Origin of the sequence: Psychrobacillus sp. OK028 (assembly GCF_900103605.1) — a bacterium.
GTDB lineage: Bacteria > Bacillota > Bacilli > Bacillales_A > Planococcaceae > Psychrobacillus.
Genome location: NZ_FNHY01000010.1, coordinates 98,747 through 116,004 on the forward strand (window position 1 = coordinate 98,747; position 17,258 = coordinate 116,004).

A 17,258-nucleotide genomic window follows, 5' to 3' on the forward strand; every position below is an offset into this window, starting at 1 on the left:
TGTTCATAATTCGGATACTTTATTAAATCATTTGGTAGAAATTTATTAAAAAAATCTTATTATAGCCGAAATAAAGTACAGAAATAGAATGTGGGGGAAGTTGAATGGATAAGTCTACAATTTTTGGTTTAATAATAGGTTTTGTATCATTAGTAGTCGGGATGGTGTTAAAGGGTGTTACATTGAGTGCATTATTAAATCCTGCAGCAATCTTAATAATAATTTTCGGTACAATTGCTACAATAGTTATTGGGTTCCCAATGAACGAGTTAAAAAGAGTACCTAAGTTATTTGGGGTTATTTTTAAAGAAGCAAAACTTGTTCCTGACGTGGAAGTTATTAAAATGTTCTCAAGCTTGGCAGATTTAGCAAGAAGAGAAGGATTATTGGCGCTTGAAAGTAGAACAACTGATGTAGAAGACCCTTTTTTAAAAAATGGTCTTACGTTAGCGATTGATGGGCAAAATGCAGACTATATTCGAGATGTATTAACAGAGGAAATTGAGGCATTAGAGGAAAGACATTCTGGTGGTGCTCAAATTTTTACTCAAGCGGGTACATATGCTCCAACACTTGGTGTACTTGGAGCTGTAGTAGGGTTAATAGCTGCCTTAAGTGATATGAATGATATTGATAAACTAGCTCATGCTATTTCTGCAGCCTTTGTAGCTACTCTTTTAGGTATCTTCACTGGGTATGTATTATGGCATCCATTTGCAAATAAATTAAAACGTAAATCTAAGCAAGAAATTAGACAAAAGACAATGATGCTAGAAGGTATACTTTCAGTATTAGAAGGAGATGCTCCACGAGTTATTGAACAAAAACTGGCTTCCTACTTATCTATGTCAGAACGTAAAAAAGTATTAGATGAAAGTGGGGAGGCAGACCTTGGCAAAGAAGCATAAAAAACATAAGCATGAAGAGGAAGTAAGTGAAGCATGGCTACTTCCATATTCCGATGTTTTGACCTTATTGTTAGCATTATTTATAGTATTATTTGCAACGAGTTCCGTAGACCAACAAAAATTGGAAAAAATGTCTCAAGCATTCAACGAAGTCCTTAATGGAGGAACTGGTATTTTTGATCAGCCATCTCCTGTTGAGATGCCAGATGCTCCTAACGATTCAGGTCAGGGCGAAGAGGGGGAGAGCACTGCATATATGGAAGATCAACAAGCGCTTGCAGAAATTCAAGACAGTGTGGACGAATATATAGCAGTAAATGCGCTCGAAAAACAATTCCTAACTAAATTAACAGACGAAGGATTACTAGTAACGATAAGAGACAGTATATTATTCGATACTGGAGAGGCAGAAGTAAAAGGAGAGTATCGTCAAATAGCTGAAGATATCGCCGATTTACTTGTGTTTGATCCTCCAAGAAATGTAGTAATAACTGGTCATACTGATAATATCCCAATCTCTAGTAGTGAGTATTCTTCCAATTGGGAGTTAAGTGTTATGCGTTCAGTGAACTTCCTGAAAATATTAGCAGGAAATAATACGATTGATCCGTTATATTTTAGTGCAAAAGGTTACGGTGAATTTAGACCTGTAGCTTCGAATGATACCCCAGCAGATCGAGCAAAAAACAGACGAGTTGAGGTACTAATTCAACCACTTGTTTTAGAAGATGGTACATTAAACGATCAACCCGAGTAATAATAAAGACTGACAACTAATTCAATGGTTGTCAGTTTTTTATTTGACTTTTTAAAACAAAAGTTTATAATTAAAACAAAAGTTCAAGGTAATGAGGAGGTGTAAGCAAATTGAATGCTAAAGAAACTAGTATATTAAAGTACTTAAGAGAAAATCCATATGCAACTCAAATGGAAATCGCAAATGAACTAAAAATGTCTAGACCAGCCGTTGCTAATATAATTTCCCAATTAATTAAAAGTGGATACATCACTGGAAGGGCATATATTTTACCCGAGAACAAAGAAATCATCTGCATTGGCGGAGCGAATGTGGACAGAAAATATACGTTAAATAATAAGCTCCAAATGGGCACCTCTAATCCTACATCAAGTTTACAAAGTGTAGGCGGTGTAGCAAGGAATATTGCAGAAAACTTAGGTAGATTAGGACATACTGTACGTTTGTTATCTGTTGTTGGAACCGATATGGAATATGAAGCTATTGAAAAGGCGTCGAGTAATTGGATGAATTTATTTTCTATTGAAAAGCTCCCAAACTACACAACAGGAACATATTCAGCCGTGCTAGATTCAAGCGGAGAGATGCTTCTAGCTTTAGCGAATATGGATATCTATGAACAGTTGACTGTAGAATATTTAAAAAAACAAGAATCTCATCTGACGAATGCTCAGTTGATCATTATAGATATGAATTGCTCGAAAGAAGTAATTGAATATATCCGAACTGTTTCGATAGGACATAATATACCAATGGCTTTAATACCTGTGTCTTCTCCAAAAATGGATAGAATGCCTGAATCATTAGAGGGGATTGAATGGTTAATCGCCAATAAAGATGAAGCAGAAACGTATTTAGGTGTGAGTATCAAAGATAAAGAGTCTTGGGAAGAAGCAACAAGGCTATTTGTGCAAAAAGGTATTTCACATGTAGTTATAACCTGGGGTAGTGAGGGCATAATGTATGCAGGCAGTGACATGGGAACGTCCTATTTCCCAGCAATACAAGTAGAAGACGTGATTGATGTAACTGGTGCAGGGGACGCATTTGTTTCCGCTACTTTATATTCTTGGTTGAATGGTGAGGATATTCCAACAACCATACAAACAGGTATGATGAATGCAAGTAAAACTATTCGTTCAAGTGATACTGTACGAACTGAGCTTTCTAAAAATAATTTAACTACCGAGATGGAGGAAAATACAAAATGAAACAATACATCACTTATTCAGAAGAAGTAGCAAAAGGAATGCAAGAAGGGAAGGCCATCGTGGCGTTAGAATCGACGATTATCTCTCATGGTATGCCATACCCACAAAATGTGGAAACAGCTAGAAAAGTAGAACAAATTGTACGTGACAATGGTGCAATACCAGCAACAATTGCTATTATGGATGGGAAGATTAAAATTGGTTTATCCGATGAAGAATTAGAAACTTTGGGAACAAGCAAGGATGCTAGAAAAACATCTAGAAGAGATCTTGCTTATGTTGTATCTTCCAAAGAAATTGGTGCAACTACGGTAGCTACTACGATGATTTGTGCTGAAATGGCAGGCATCAAACTATTTGTTACTGGTGGAATTGGCGGTGTGCACAGAGGCGCAGAAACGACAATGGACATTTCAGCTGATTTAGAAGAACTAGCAAATACAAATGTTGCAGTAGTTTGTGCAGGTGCAAAATCTATCTTAGATATCGGACTTACATTAGAATACTTAGAAACGAAGGGCGTTCCAGTAGTAGGCTATCAAACAGATGCGTTCCCAGCGTTTTATACAACTACAAGTGAATTCAGTGCAAACTTCCGCTTAAACAATGAAAATGAAGTGGCAGAAATGCTAAAAGCTAAATGGGAGCTTGGTTTAAATGGTGGAGCAGTAATTGCAAATCCTATACCTACAGAGCACTCATTGGAGGATTCTTATATTAATAACATTATCCAATCTGCACTGCAGGAAGCTGAACAAAATGGCATTAAAGGAAAAGACGTAACACCATTCTTACTAGGAAAAGTAAAAGAGCTGACAGAAGGTAAATCGTTAGAAGCTAATATCGAACTTGTATATAATAATGCTCGAGTTGGATCTAAAATTGCCGTTGCATTAAATAATCTATAATAGTAAAGGCTATCTATTGTCAGTATGATGACAATAGATAGCCTTTTTTTATATAGAGGTCATTTATAGACTAGTTTTACTTTTCTAAACGGATGTGCGCTGCCGCACGATGTGGCGCTCTTAGCTTTTGTACCACCTGAAACGGAAATCAGTATTATTATCCATTCTTTCAAGTTACATGAACATAATGGACAAGGAACATTTAAGTATTTCATCAAAAAAAGTTGACCATGAAAAGCTCATGGTCAACCTTTATTCATTATTATTTTCTTAAGTTTCCTAGCTCCGATGCAATTGCTTGCATTTCACTTGGACTAAAAGAGTCACGTTTTTTAACCATTTCGTATAAGTAAACAAGATCTTCATATTGAGTTGCATTGAAATCCTCAGATCTCATCGCATCTACATTAACCATACGAAGCTTCTCTTTAATAGTTTCAATCATATACGTTACATTTTCTGCTGAGGGTTGTGATAGATTCATCCGTTGTAACCTGCCTTTCCTACATTAGAATTAATCATTTCACGCTACGCTCATATTGTCAAACACTAAATAGATTTTTCAGCCTCTTTTTCTTCTTTTAACTTCTCTTGAATTTTCTTCGTTTCATAAATAATCACACCAGAAAGTCCGAGAAGACCGATTAAGTTAGGAATAGCCATTAATGCATTCGTAATATCAGAGAAAGTCCAGATTAAATCTAGTGAAATTACAGATCCGATAAATACCATTATTACAAACGCAATACGGTAAACAATTAGAAGGGAAGGATTTTTGAATAAATACTGGAAACATTTCTCCCCATAATAAGCCCAACCGATAATCGTTGAAGAAGCAAAGAATATCAATCCAATTGCTACTACAATTGGTCCAAAGTCACCTAAGAAGTGACCAAATGCACCTGTTGTCAGTTCATTTGCTGCTAAAGTTTTATCTGTATAAATTCCAGACATAACGATTGTAATACCAGTAATCGAACAGATGATAAATGTATCAAAGAATACCTGTGTCATAGAGATAAGTCCTTGGCGACCTGCAAGATCCGTTTTTGCTGCAGCTGCAGCAATAGGAGCAGAACCTAAACCAGCTTCATTGGAGAATACTCCACGAGCAATACCATATCTAATTGCAGCCCCAATTGCACCACCTGCAGCTGCTTCACCTGAAAATGCCATTTTGAAAATCGTAACAAATGCTTCAGGAATAGCTGTAACGTTCATAATCATTACTATTAATCCTGCAGCTACATAGAAGATTGCCATGACAGGCACAAAAACTGCTGTCACCTTACCGATAGATTTAATACCACCTAAAATAACTAATGCAGCAAAAACAGTAAGTACAATCCCTGTTATCCATGTTTCAATCCCGAAAGTTGCATTAACTACCCCAGCAACCGAATTAGACTGTGTTCCGTTACCAATACCGAATGCTGCAATTGCACCGAAAATGGCAAATAATACTGCTAACCATTTTTGTTTTAAACCATGCTCTAAATAGTACATAGGTCCGCCGGCCATTTCACCGTTTGCATCTTTCACACGATACTTGACAGCTAGTACAGCTTCTCCATACTTTGTTGCCATTCCGAAGAATGCAGAAACCCACATCCAAAATACTGCCCCGGGACCTCCCAAAACTACTGCAGTAGCTACACCAACAATGTTACCAGTTCCAACTGTGGCAGCTAATGCTGTCGTCAAAGCCTGGAATTGTGAGATATCTCCTTCCGCAGACTTATCATGATTCTTTGAGAAAACTTGCTTTAACGCAGCAGGTAACAAGCGTAATTGTAAAACTCCTAAACGCACTGTCAAATAAATTCCTGTACCTACTATTAATACTAGAAGTGGGATACCCCATAAAAATGTTGAAACAGAACCTAAAAACTCATTCAATTTTTCCATCGACCATTACCCCCAAGTTTTTTGTCTATTGTCGAATAAGAATCTATCATCCTTTCAAATTATTTTCCTTAAATACAATATTCGTAAAATTCTGAGTGTTAGTCAAGACAAATTTTTTATAACTAAAATATTGTTTGATTCTATTTTAGTGAGGGTATAATTAAAACATCTATATAGTTGAACTTGGAGGTAATTTGGATGAGTGAAAATAAATTTGTAAAAGGTATTATATGTGGTGCAGTGGTTGGTGGAGCGTTAACAATGCTCGATAGAAAGACGAGAGATTCAGTTATGAATAAATCAAGATACATCAGAAATGAAATTCAATATTACAGTAAGAATCGTGAAGAATTAAAAACAAATATCGAGCATCAAATAACAAAATGGAAATCTGTTTATGATCAGTTTTCATCTGATGCCATGTATCTAACTGAAAAAGTGAATGAGGCAAAGGAAATCACACCTCAAGTCAAAACATTATTAACAGATACAAAAGATGCGTTCTCTCAGTCAAAAGAGGAGTACAAATCAATCGTAGTTCCTGAAAAGGAAGAAAAAAGTATTTTTGAACCAAAAAAGTAATCACTGTTCAGAAAGGAGAGGATGGAGTGAAAGAATTCCATGCCATAAAAGATAATAAAAAAACTTCATCCTCAAAAAACAGCTGGTATGAAAAACTAAAATTTCTTAATGTAAGGAAGAAAGAGAAGAAGGAAGAAGACCATGATCTTACTACATGGTCAGGTTACATAAAGCATTTAATACTACATATTCAACAAACGGATATTGCAGGTTTTGCAGCTCAATTAGCCTATTTCTTCCTACTATCGCTTTTTCCATTATTAATCTTCATCATAACTTTGTTGCCGTACTTAAACATAGACGAGGCACAAGTCTTCCGTCTCTTAGAAAATTATGCTCCACTGGAGGTATATATTCTTATTAAAGACACATTATCTGAGGTATTAGTAAATAAGAATGGTGGGTTACTATCCATCGGGATTATTGGTACGATTTGGTCTGCTTCAAATGGGATGAATGCAATTGTAAAGTCGTTAAACCGGTCATACGAGATCGAAGAAACTAGACCATTTTTTATCGTCCGTCTTTTGTCCATCGTGTTTACATTACTAATGATTTTGTTATTTATGGTTGCGTTAGTTTTACCTGTGTTCGGTCAGCAAATTGGAACAATACTATTTTCTTACTTTGGTTTTGAAGAAGGCTTTGTGAAACTTTGGAATAGTTTGAGATGGACGATTAGTCCGTTAATCATGTTTATTGTATTAATCGCCTTATACTGGATTGTACCCAATAAAAAGCTTTTCTTGAGAAGTGTACTCCCAGGAGCTGCTTTTGCAGCATTTGGTTGGATTATCGTATCATTAGGATTCTCCTTCTATGTTAGTAATTTTGCTAACTATTCTTCGACATATGGAAGTATCGGAGGAATTATCGTATTAATGTTATGGTTGTATATTTCCGGTATCATCTTGTTGGTTGGTGGTCAAATAAATGCAGTGATGCAGGAACGTAAAATAGCATTAGAGAAAAAAGAAACAGAAGGACATGCCTAATCGCAGTCCTTCTGTTTCTTTATATATTTCTATTCAGCATTCGCAAGCCATTTAGGATGACTAATATAGTACTACCTTCATGCCCGATTACTCCTAAAGGTAGGTCGACTACTTGAAGGAAATTGGAGACAATTAAAAATGCAATCACCGATATGGAAAATACGATATTCTGTTTAACGATACGACGCATTTTACGCGACATTTTTACTGCATACGCAATTTTCGACAAATCATTTTTCATCAGAACGATATCAGCTGTCTCTAAAGCGACATCTGTTCCTTCTCCCATTGCAAAACCTGTTGTTGCTGTTGCTAGTGCGGGAGCATCATTAATGCCATCACCAACCATTCCAACGAATTGATGTTCTTTTAGTAATTCTTTCATATGCATAACTTTCGTTTCTGGTAAGCACTCCGCAATATATTGATCGATTCCAGCCTCTTTAGCAATAACACTTGCGGTCTTTTCATTGTCACCAGTTAGCATTACTGTTTTAATACCCAACGATTGGAGCTGTTTGATTGCGGCTTTTGCCTCTTCACGGACTGTATCCTTTAATGCAGCGACAGCCGCAATTCCTTTAGCATCCCGCATAAAGATAACTGTTTTTCCTTCTTCGGTAAGGGATGAAGCAATTCCGTTATGGAAGTTAAATGCATCATTTTTATCAACAAAATCTGGTTTTCCTACTAATACTGTTTCTCCATCAATGGCTGCCTGTATTCCAAATCCTGGTTTATCTTCAATATGGATTAGAGGGAGATTTTCTACACCTTCTTTCTTTGCAAAAGCTGTAATTGCCTGTGCAAGAGGGTGATTAGATTGCCCTTCGATAGTAGCGAGTTTCTTTAAAGTTTCTGTTCTATCTAAATCTGATCTAACTAAAAAATCTGTAACGATCGGTTTACCGTTTGTTAATGTTCCTGTTTTGTCTAAAGCGATTGCTTTCATCTCGCTGATGTTTTCTAAATGTACTCCACCTTTAAATAATATGCCAACTTTAGCTCCGTTTGAAATTGCTGCTAAAGTGGCAGGCATAATGGATGCTACAAGAGCACATGGTGATGCCACTACCAACAAAACCATCGCACGATAGAATGTAGTGTTCCAGTCCCAACCAAGTAAAAAGTGAGGAAGGAACAGCATGAATGCTACCGTAATTAATACAATTTTCACATACGTACTTTCAAAGCGTTCAATAAACTGCTGAGCAGGTGACTTTTCGTCCTGAGCTGTTTGAACGAGATTAATAATCTTTTGAAACAGCGAGTCCTTGTTTGCCTTTGTCATTTCCATCGTAATAGCACCGCTCATATTAACGGTTCCTGCAAAGAGTTCATCATTTACCTGCTTCGTTACAGGAATTGACTCACCACTAATAGCAGATTCATCTATTGCAGTCGTGCCATTTATTATTTTGCCGTCCGCTGGAATCCGTTCGCCCGGTTTAACGACTAGCTGATTACCTACAATTAGGATACTCACTGAGACACGCGACGTAGTGCCATCACTGTTCAACCGTAAAGCCTCGTCTGGCTGAAGCTCCATAAGAGCAGAAATTTCCTTTTTACTTTTATTCATCGTGTATGTTTCTAGAGCACCACTGACGGCGAATATAAATATAAGGATTGCACCTTCTGTCCAATAACCGATGATGGAAGAGCCAATTGCAGCTAATATCATCAACAATTCAACATTTAACTCTTTTTCTTTAACCGTTTCTACTAGACCTTCTTTAGCCTTGGCATATCCGCCAATAACAAAAGCTAGTAAATAGAAAATGATAGATGCAGTTTCCATCTGTGCATTGCCTAAAAACCAGGCAATGAGGATTAGGATACCGGAAAAGAGGGCAGCTACTAATTCTCCATTGCTCATTAAGCCTGTAAAAAACGGAGGGGGGGATTTCTTTTCAGTAATCTTTGTCATATAAAAACCTCCTTGAGAATGAATTTCAATATTAATATTCCGAATAAATGAAGAAAATGGACCTCCAATTGGAAATCCATTTTACAATCATTACTACTTTATAATTATTATAATTTAGGGATAATGATAAGTCAACTAATACCATTAATTAAAAACTTTTTCTTTATAAGCAGACAGCTTTTCTAGTGAAGATTTGTCAACGTCTGCATGTAGGCTATTTCCATGAGAATCCATTGTTACAACGGCAGTGAAATTCTCTACACGAAGATGCCACATTGCCTCTGGAATACCAAATTCCATCAAATCCACACCTTCAACGCCTTTAATGCAATCTGCATAATACTGAGCAGCACCGCCGATAGCATTTAAGTAAACACCGCCATGTTCAGAAAGAGCAGCAAGCGTTTTTGGACCCATTCCACCTTTACCGATAACTGCACGGATACCAAATTTTTTCATAATATCCCCTTGGTAAGGCTCTTCGCGTATAGAAGTAGTTGGACCTGCAGCACGTACATGCCAGTTTCCTGCTTCATCTTTTTGCATTACTGGACCACAGTGATAAATAATTTGTCCATTTAAATCAACTGGTGCATCATGGCTCATTAAGTGATGATGTATTGCGTCGCGGCCAGTATACATACGACCTGTGATCGATACGACATCCCCTACTTTTAGATTGCGAATTTGTTCTTCTGTAATAGGAGCTTGTAATTCAACAACTTTTTTGGGAGCTTCATCTGTTGATTGATCCTTAAACTCTATTTTCTCTCCATCTTGGTAATGCCATTCAATAATTTCCCCAGTAGTTGGGTTGATATTGATTGCCATTCGACGGTAAGCCCAACAGTTATAAGCAACAGAAACGTAGAAACTTGCAGGGATGCGGTGCATTACGCCAATTTTACAACCAAGTAAAGTAGCTTCACCACCGAAGCCCATAGTTCCGATACCAAGTGTGTTAGCTTTTTCTACTATATATTGCTCTAATTTTGCTAAATCAGGATTTGGATTTGTATCTTCGACATGACGGAATAATTGTTCTTTTGCTAAATCATAGCCAGAAGAACGGTCGCCACCAATTCCTACTCCGATGAATCCAGCTGAACAGCCTTGTCCCTGTGCTTGATAAACAGAATGTAAAATACATTTACGAATACCATCTAAGTCACGCCCTGCACGACCTAATCCCTCTAATTCGGTTGGAAGGCTATATTGGATATTTTTGTTTTCACAGCCGCCACCTTTTAAAATTAGCTTCATTTCAATATAGTCATTTTCCCATTGCTCAAACTTCACAACAGGAAGTCCATCCCCTAAGTTATCTCCACTGTTCGAGCCTGTTAAAGAGTCGACTGCATTAGGACGAAGCTTTGCATCCTTTGTAGCTGTAGCAATAGCCCGTTTGATGGCAGCTTTAATTTCTAATTGGTTTACGCCAATTGGTGTTTTAATCTTAAACGTTGGTAAACCGGTATCTTGGCAAATTGGAGACACATTATCATCTGCCATTTGAATGTTATTTGTGATTGTATCTAGACTCATCGCAGCACGCGTACCAGCATTTTCTGCCGCTTTTGCTTTTTTGATCGCACGACGAACGTCCTTCGGTAAATTTGTAGAAGTTTCAGTAATCAAATCATAAATACTTTTTTCTAATTGCTCCAATTGCATGATGTAAACGCTCCTTTTATATACGTAGGTAACAAACATTACAAGTATACTATTATATTAGCTTGAAAAAAAGAGTCGCTGAGGGAATAAATACTTAAGATACAGCATAAGCCCTAGAAATTCATTGTTTTCGTAACAAGATAATCGAACGCTCAAGAAGCAGGCGTATCCACTCGAGTGCAAGAGCTATACGCCCGAGCGAGACCCCTATACACCCGAGCCCACAATCCGTCCACAAATAAAAAAAGTTCGGAATGAAATCATTCCGAACTGCTCGATTATTCATTTGTGTTTTTAAATTGCTCCATTTTTAACTCTAGATCATCCATCATTTGAATCAGACGGTCTATATCTTCAAGTTCTGTTGTTTCTGGCTCGATTGTGTCTAAAACTTCTAAAAACATCTGTAGTCGATCTTTCAAATAGGATACTTGTTGTTCTGGATTTGAAATATGTTTACCCACAGAAAAACACCTCACTTATATTTATAGGATAAAACAAATTGTAAAGAAAAGATAGGTCTAAAGAGTTAATTTAATGATTTGTTTATTTACAATCTTTACAATATTCTGTGTATATGATAAAGTATCTTTAATGGTACATAGAAGGGAGGCCGTAGTGAATAGTCGATCATTCTAATATTTAGAAAGAGGGTGTTAAGACATTTCACCGGCAGATAGGCCGAAAATGCAGTTATGAATATACAAAAGAATAGTAATTATGTGTAAAGGCTCAGTCATTATCTTACAGAGATATCGGCTGAGCCTTTTGTTGAGCAAAATAATCTATAAACGAACCAAGTTGTCTGCTAAACTAAAGCTATTAGCTATTTAGTTTAGACAAAATGAGGTATTGTTATGCAAGAATTTACAATGGAAGAAAAAAGACGGTTTAAAATTCTAGTTATTATTGTTTCTATATCAGGATTTTCACAAGGGATGCTACTTCCTTTAATATCAGTTATCTTTGAACAGGATGGGGTTAGTGCAACATTAAATGGATTAAGTGCAACTGGATTATACATAGGTACGTTATTAATATCCCCTTTTATGGAACCACCTTTACGAAAATTTGGATATAAGCCGATTATTATAGTAGGTGGTCTACTTGTAATTGTGTCATTAATGCTATTTCCTTTATGGAAAAGTGTAGCATTTTGGTTTGTTTTGCGCTTGTTGATCGGAATTGGTGATCACGCTCTTCATTTTTCAACTCAGACTTGGATTACTAGTTTTTCTCCACAGCATCGATTGGGTAGAAATATAGCAATTTATGGATTGTCGTTTGGAGTAGGTTTTGCAGTAGGACCATTATTCGTTCAGTTGGTAGAAGTCTTTGAAGGTTTACCGTTCATCATTTCGAGTATTCTTTGTTTATGTGCTTGGGTTCTTGTGTTTTTCATCAAGAATGAAAAGCCAGAAGTTATTAGTGGTCCTGCTTCTTTGGTAGGGACATGGAAACGTTTTGGAGCAGCATTTACTGTTGCTTGGATAGCATTTATTCCACCTTTTAGCTATGGTTTTTTGGAATCCTCACTAAATGCAATATATCCTGTATATGCACTACGCAATGCGCTAGATGTTACTGACCTTTCTTATATACTAGCCGCCTTTTCTATCGGAGGTGTTGCTTCACAGCTTCCTTTAGGGGTATTAAGTGACCGCATTGGCAGACGAAAAGTGCTGATTTTCGCGTTAGCATTAGGTTCTGTGACATTTGGAATCGGCAGCATGTTCGAGACATCTGCAATCATTATCGGCAGTTTGTTTTTTATAGCAGGTACATTTGTAGGTTCTACATTTTCGCTTGGCATATCATATATGACCGATTTAACACCAAAAGAACTACTCCCAACTGGCAATCTACTATGCGGAATTTTCTTTAGTATGGGAAGTTTATCTGGACCATTTTTAGGTGGTCTTTTTATTCAACTATTTGAAGGTCTAAGTTTCTTAATACTTATTTCTCTGTTGTTGGGTTCATTGGCCATAGTTATATTCATCTCCAATCCAGCGAAAAAAAGTCGATTGGTAATGAAATAATAATTCTTCTTAATAAGCTATATAAAAAACACTAAGGCTATTCCTATTCGGATTAACCTTAGTGTTTTTTAGTGAATAATGGAACTTTTCTGTTAATTTAACGTATTACATGGAGAAACATTTTTGAATAAATAGTAAAGGAGGGATTTTAAAAATTACTCTAATCCAGAAGTATCAAAAATTACTCGTTTACATTCTAATCTTAGCTTTTGGAATAGTAACCTATTCCTTAGATTTATATCCAGGAGGGTATCAACTTGATCTTTTTAGTGATGAACAATCCTTCATATTAACGAAGAAGGATATTACACAATCTGAACAGTTTAAAATTGAAAAAACGGATGAAACTACCTTAAAAGTTCTATTGATAGATAATGAAATTAGATTTCTAAAAGGACTCTGGCTGACAGGTATTAGTGTATTCGCCATATGGTTTATTTATCTCTTTAGCCAGCTTGAAAAAAAAGAAAAAAATCCAGCTATTTTAGTATCATCTATTTATTTTGTTATTTTTGTTATGGCTATATATGTATATATCGAGAGATTTAATTTTATGAAGTCAGTAATTGAGGGGGTAATAGCATGAACAAAACTTTTAAATTGGTATTTTTAATAACTACACTTTTAGTGTTAGTTAGCTGTTCCAATGATACGGAAAAGATTAAAAACCCACCTATATCTGTTATTGATAGTCCAGAGGTATATCAATATGGGGAACAAGAATTTAAAATTTATACCTATTATCAACCTTTCCTAGATTTTTTAGAGCAAACAGAAGCTCAACCGGAGAATACAGAAGAAATATATCGGGAAACTGTGCTGAGTTCTTTTAAAGACAATGGTTTTAGTTATAGTGATTTTAATGTGGATATTTTCTATACTCCAAATGATTTAAAAGAACTTAGGAAGACTATCGAAACCCTGATCGATAAGCAAGTTGAACTGAATACTTTTATTAAGGAAGCATTGGCTACATCTGTCGACAAGCTCCCAGGAGGTGATAAAAAGATTCATATAATGCCTGTAACGCCTGAAATATTTCAGTACGGAGAAGATATGGGAAATACTGCAGGATACGCTTGGAATAAAAACTCGGTCGTTCTTTTAGTGGGGCCTTCTTTTCAAAAAGGAGATTTACAATATACAGTTGCTCATGAGTATCACCATGTTGTTAATATGGACATTGCAGGTAGTAGTTGGTATACATTGTTAGAACAAAGTGTACTGGAAGGAAAGGCGGATACTTTCGCAACCATGCTATATCCTAAAGTAAATACACCTTGGACGAAACCTTTTACAGATCAGGAAAATAAAAAAGTAATGGAGATTTTCAGTGCTAATTTAGACTCGACTAACACAGATCTCACGGGAGACTTTCTTAATGGAAACCAGTGGAAGGGGATACCCGTGTGGTCACGGTATAAAATTGGTTTTCAAATTATGGAGGAATTTCGTACAAACAATCCAAATATAACGGTGGAAGAGTGGACAAAAATACCAGCAAAAGAACTTTTGGAGAAAAGTAAAATTTTGATAGCTGAAATAGAATAAAAAAAGTGGACAGACATTGTGTCGGTGTCTGTCCATCATTTACCCTCAAACTTAAGGCTTCAATACAAACTTAATACTTTCCTCTTCATGATCGTGGAAAGTTTTATAAGCATCGCTTGCTTTATCTAAAGGCATACTGTGTGTGATAATTTCTTTTGGGTCGAATTCACCGTTTGTAATTTTATCGAATAATGTAGGCATATAATGAATGACTGGAGCCTGTCCCATTTTTAATGTGACATTTCGTTCGAAAATATTACCTAGTGGGAACATGTTATATAAGGAGCCGTAAACGCCAGTTAATTGAATTGTGCCAAATTTTCTCACTGCGTTTAATCCAATATCAATTGCACTGAGTGTTCCTCCCTGAAGTTTTAGCTTTTGCTCGACTTTTTCGACCATCGACATTTTACCGTCCATTCCAACACAGTCAATGACAACGTCTACTCCACCATTTGTAATCTCTTTAATATGAGATCCCATATCCTCATATTGCTCGAAGTTGTACACTTCTGTGTTGTTCATCTTCACCGAGTGCTTTAAGCGATAATCTAAATGATCGACTGCGATTACTCTTTTCACTCCTTTCATCCACGCAAACTTCTGTACCATCAGACCAATCGGCCCAGCACCTAAAACTGCAACAGTGTCTCCTTCTTTCATGCCTGAGTTTTCAACACTCCAATAGGCAGTAGGAAGAACGTCTGACAGAAATAACAATGACTCGTCCTCAAGCTCACATGATTCTGGTATTAAAAAGGGCATGTAATTTCCATAAGGCACTCGTAAATATTCTGCTTGTCCGCCTGGATAATTACCATAACGTTCTGTAAAACCAAAATAAGCACCAGAGTCTAATGCTGGATTGTCATTTGAATTATCACATTGACTCTCCATCTCATTATTACAATAAAAACATTCGCCACAAGATATATTGAATGGAATAACGACACGATCTCCTTTTTTCACCTTCGTTACAGCTGGTCCAACCTCTTCCACGATACCCATCGGTTCGTGGCCAATAACATAGTCTTTTCTAGTGGGCATAGCACCTCTATAAATATGGAGATCAGACCCACAAATAGCAGTTGTCGTTATTCGCACAATAATATCATCCTGTTTTTCCAATTTTGCATCTGGTACTTCTTTCACCTGAATATCTTTGGCACCTTGATACGTGACTGCTTTCAAAAGATCTCCTCCTCTATTTTATGTTCACTTTATTGATTCCCTTAAGTTTTCCAATTAAACGTAATAGGATGGTTTTAGGTAAAATGTGTTAGCTATGTGCCACCTATAGTAAATTTGCATATAGTAAATTTGCTGTAAAACAAAAAAGCTGTTGGATAGTTAAATATCTATCCGACAGCTTTTTGCTATTTTAACTCCAACAGTGTTACTGCTTCTACATGTGCAGTTTGTGCAAACATATCAACAGGTTGGATGTACTTGATATTGTATATTTCTTTTAGTGCTGCTAAATCTTTTGCGAGTGTGGATGGGTTACATGATGTGTAAACAAAACGTTTTGGCTTAATATCTAATATCGTTTTTAACAACTCATCATCTAATCCAGCACGGGGTGGATCTACTGTTAATACGTCTGGCACAAAACCTTCGCTTCTCCATTTTTGTAACCAATGCTGTGCAGTGCCATGTACATATTGCGTGTTTTTAAAACCATTTCGTTTCGCATTCCTTTTCGCATCCTGAACAGATTCTTGGACGATATCCATACCGCGAACCTCTTTTGCATTTTTTGCAAGCCACAGTCCAATGGTACCAACTCCGCAGTATGCATCTACAATTGTTTCTTCACCAGTTAGAGCAGCTGCTTTTTCAATTTCATTGTACAAATGCACAGTTTGTTCTGGATTCAACTGGAAAAATGCTCGAGCGGATAGATCGAAAGCTAGCTCTCCAAGTTTTTCATGAATTGTTTCTTTGCCGTGTAAGTTAAATGTCGTGTCACCAAATATAAGAGAAGTATCCTCTGCATTGATGTTCTGACTAATGGACACAATATTAGAGTCAATTGCTCGAATCATTTGTACAAGCTCTTCTTTACGTGGCATTTTCTTTTGAGTTGTCACGAGAGTAACTTGAATTTGACCAGTTTTCATGCCCGTACGAACGACAATAGTACGGACGATTCCTTTAGAATTTCTGCCATCGTAAATAGGAATTTTCAGTTCTTCCAGGAATTTTTTTATTTCATTTGTAATATGTGTTGTGGCTGGATGTTGAACAGAACAATCGTTGATATCGATTAACATATTAGATTCTTCTGCATATAACCCAGAAATAACTTTATCGCCTAATTCTCTCACCTGGAATTGGCTTTTGTTACGGTAGTTCCAAGGATTGTCCATGCCTATTGTTGGACGCACGTCAATTGATGGAGCCAATTCTTTCACGTAACGCTCTAGTGCCTGTAAAACTAAATCTCTTTTGACTAGTAGCTGACTTTCATAGGTCATATGCTGTAATTGACATCCACCACATGCTTCATATACCGGGCATGGAGGATTAACACGATTTGGAGAGGGTTCTCTCAATGTTTTAATTTCTGCTTGCGCATATTTAGGGTTTGCTGCTGTAACCTTTGCAGTTATAACCTCTCCTGGGAGCGCTCCTTTTACAAAAACAACATTGCGTTTAAAAAATCCAACGCCTTCACCGTTAATACCTATTCGTTTAATCGTAAGAGGGAATTCCTGTCCCACTTCTATAATTGTTATTTCACTCATACCTTCACGTCCTTTATAATCTTCTATCTATTATAAAGGAGA

15 protein-coding genes are annotated in these 17,258 nt (G+C 36.6%); 8 read left to right on the forward strand and 7 right to left on the reverse strand.

From position 1 onward, the window contains the following. Positions 1-104 precede the first annotated feature (104 nt). The 4 genes from motA (at position 105) to BLR36_RS16325 (ending at position 3,784) form a co-directional block, all read left to right on the forward strand. Positions 105-908: a flagellar motor stator protein MotA gene (gene motA, locus BLR36_RS16310; protein WP_093062802.1), complete on the forward strand. Its 804-nt coding sequence runs from the start codon at positions 105-107 to the stop codon at positions 906-908. Continuing rightward, the gene (motB, locus tag BLR36_RS16315) at positions 892-1,665 is read left to right on the forward strand and encodes a flagellar motor protein MotB (protein ID WP_093062803.1); all 774 of its coding nucleotides are present in this window, start codon (positions 892-894) and stop codon (positions 1,663-1,665) included. The genes motA and motB overlap by 17 nt, the downstream gene beginning before the upstream one ends. 110 nt (positions 1,666-1,775) lie before the next feature. Next, entirely contained in the window at positions 1,776-2,876 is a 1,101-nt protein-coding gene (locus BLR36_RS16320) for a carbohydrate kinase (protein WP_093062804.1), read from the forward strand. Continuing rightward, complete coding sequence (locus BLR36_RS16325; RefSeq protein WP_093062805.1) at positions 2,873-3,784, forward strand: pseudouridine-5'-phosphate glycosidase; 912 nt, start codon at positions 2,873-2,875, stop codon at positions 3,782-3,784. Before BLR36_RS16320 ends, BLR36_RS16325 begins: the two co-directional genes overlap by 4 nt. Before the next feature lie 262 nt (positions 3,785-4,046). On the opposite strand, the gene BLR36_RS16330 is transcribed toward BLR36_RS16325, so the two are convergent. Next, positions 4,047-4,268, reverse strand: a complete 222-nt coding sequence (locus BLR36_RS16330; RefSeq protein WP_093062806.1) for a DUF1128 domain-containing protein — start codon at positions 4,266-4,268, stop codon at positions 4,047-4,049. A 65-nt stretch (positions 4,269-4,333) separates the two neighbouring features. Then, a complete protein-coding gene (locus tag BLR36_RS16335) occupies positions 4,334-5,692 on the reverse strand; it encodes an alanine/glycine:cation symporter family protein (protein ID WP_093062807.1) in 1,359 nt (452 codons plus the stop codon). Between the two features lie 198 nt (positions 5,693-5,890). On the opposite strand from BLR36_RS16335, the gene BLR36_RS16340 reads away from it, so the two are divergent. Then, a complete protein-coding gene (locus BLR36_RS16340; RefSeq protein WP_093062808.1) occupies positions 5,891-6,274 on the forward strand; it encodes a hypothetical protein in 384 nt (127 codons plus the stop codon). Between the two features lie 26 nt (positions 6,275-6,300). Beyond that, the gene (locus BLR36_RS16345) at positions 6,301-7,269 is read left to right on the forward strand and encodes a YihY/virulence factor BrkB family protein (protein WP_093062809.1); all 969 of its coding nucleotides are present in this window, start codon (positions 6,301-6,303) and stop codon (positions 7,267-7,269) included. Between the two features lie 19 nt (positions 7,270-7,288). On the opposite strand, the gene BLR36_RS16350 is transcribed toward BLR36_RS16345, so the two are convergent. The 3 genes from BLR36_RS16350 to BLR36_RS16360 all read right to left on the reverse strand — a co-directional run bounded on the left by BLR36_RS16350 (position 7,289) and on the right by BLR36_RS16360 (position 11,337). Then, a complete protein-coding gene (locus BLR36_RS16350; RefSeq protein WP_093062810.1) occupies positions 7,289-9,199 on the reverse strand; it encodes a heavy metal translocating P-type ATPase in 1,911 nt (636 codons plus the stop codon). Between the two features lie 144 nt (positions 9,200-9,343). Next, entirely contained in the window at positions 9,344-10,873 is a 1,530-nt protein-coding gene (locus BLR36_RS16355; RefSeq protein ID WP_093062811.1) for a fumarate hydratase, read from the reverse strand. A 278-nt stretch (positions 10,874-11,151) separates the two neighbouring features. Next, positions 11,152-11,337: an SE1561 family protein gene (locus BLR36_RS16360; RefSeq protein WP_093062812.1), complete on the reverse strand. Its 186-nt coding sequence runs from the start codon at positions 11,335-11,337 to the stop codon at positions 11,152-11,154. A 393-nt stretch (positions 11,338-11,730) separates the two neighbouring features. Here BLR36_RS16360 and BLR36_RS16365 point away from each other — a divergent pair, with 393 nt between their 5' ends. Continuing rightward, on the forward strand, positions 11,731-12,915 hold the full coding sequence (locus tag BLR36_RS16365) for an MFS transporter (protein ID WP_093062813.1): 1,185 nt from the start codon (positions 11,731-11,733) through the stop codon (positions 12,913-12,915). A 582-nt stretch (positions 12,916-13,497) separates the two neighbouring features. Continuing rightward, a complete protein-coding gene (locus BLR36_RS16375) occupies positions 13,498-14,466 on the forward strand; it encodes a DUF2268 domain-containing putative Zn-dependent protease (protein WP_093062815.1) in 969 nt (322 codons plus the stop codon). A gap of 51 nt (positions 14,467-14,517) precedes the next feature. Here the strand turns inward: BLR36_RS16375 and BLR36_RS16380 are convergent, their stop codons facing one another. Next, positions 14,518-15,657: a zinc-dependent alcohol dehydrogenase gene (locus tag BLR36_RS16380; protein ID WP_093062816.1), complete on the reverse strand. Its 1,140-nt coding sequence runs from the start codon at positions 15,655-15,657 to the stop codon at positions 14,518-14,520. A 185-nt stretch (positions 15,658-15,842) separates the two neighbouring features. Then, complete coding sequence (gene rlmD / locus BLR36_RS16385) at positions 15,843-17,216, reverse strand: 23S rRNA (uracil(1939)-C(5))-methyltransferase RlmD (protein WP_093062817.1); 1,374 nt, start codon at positions 17,214-17,216, stop codon at positions 15,843-15,845. Positions 17,217-17,258: the final 42 nt, after the last annotated feature.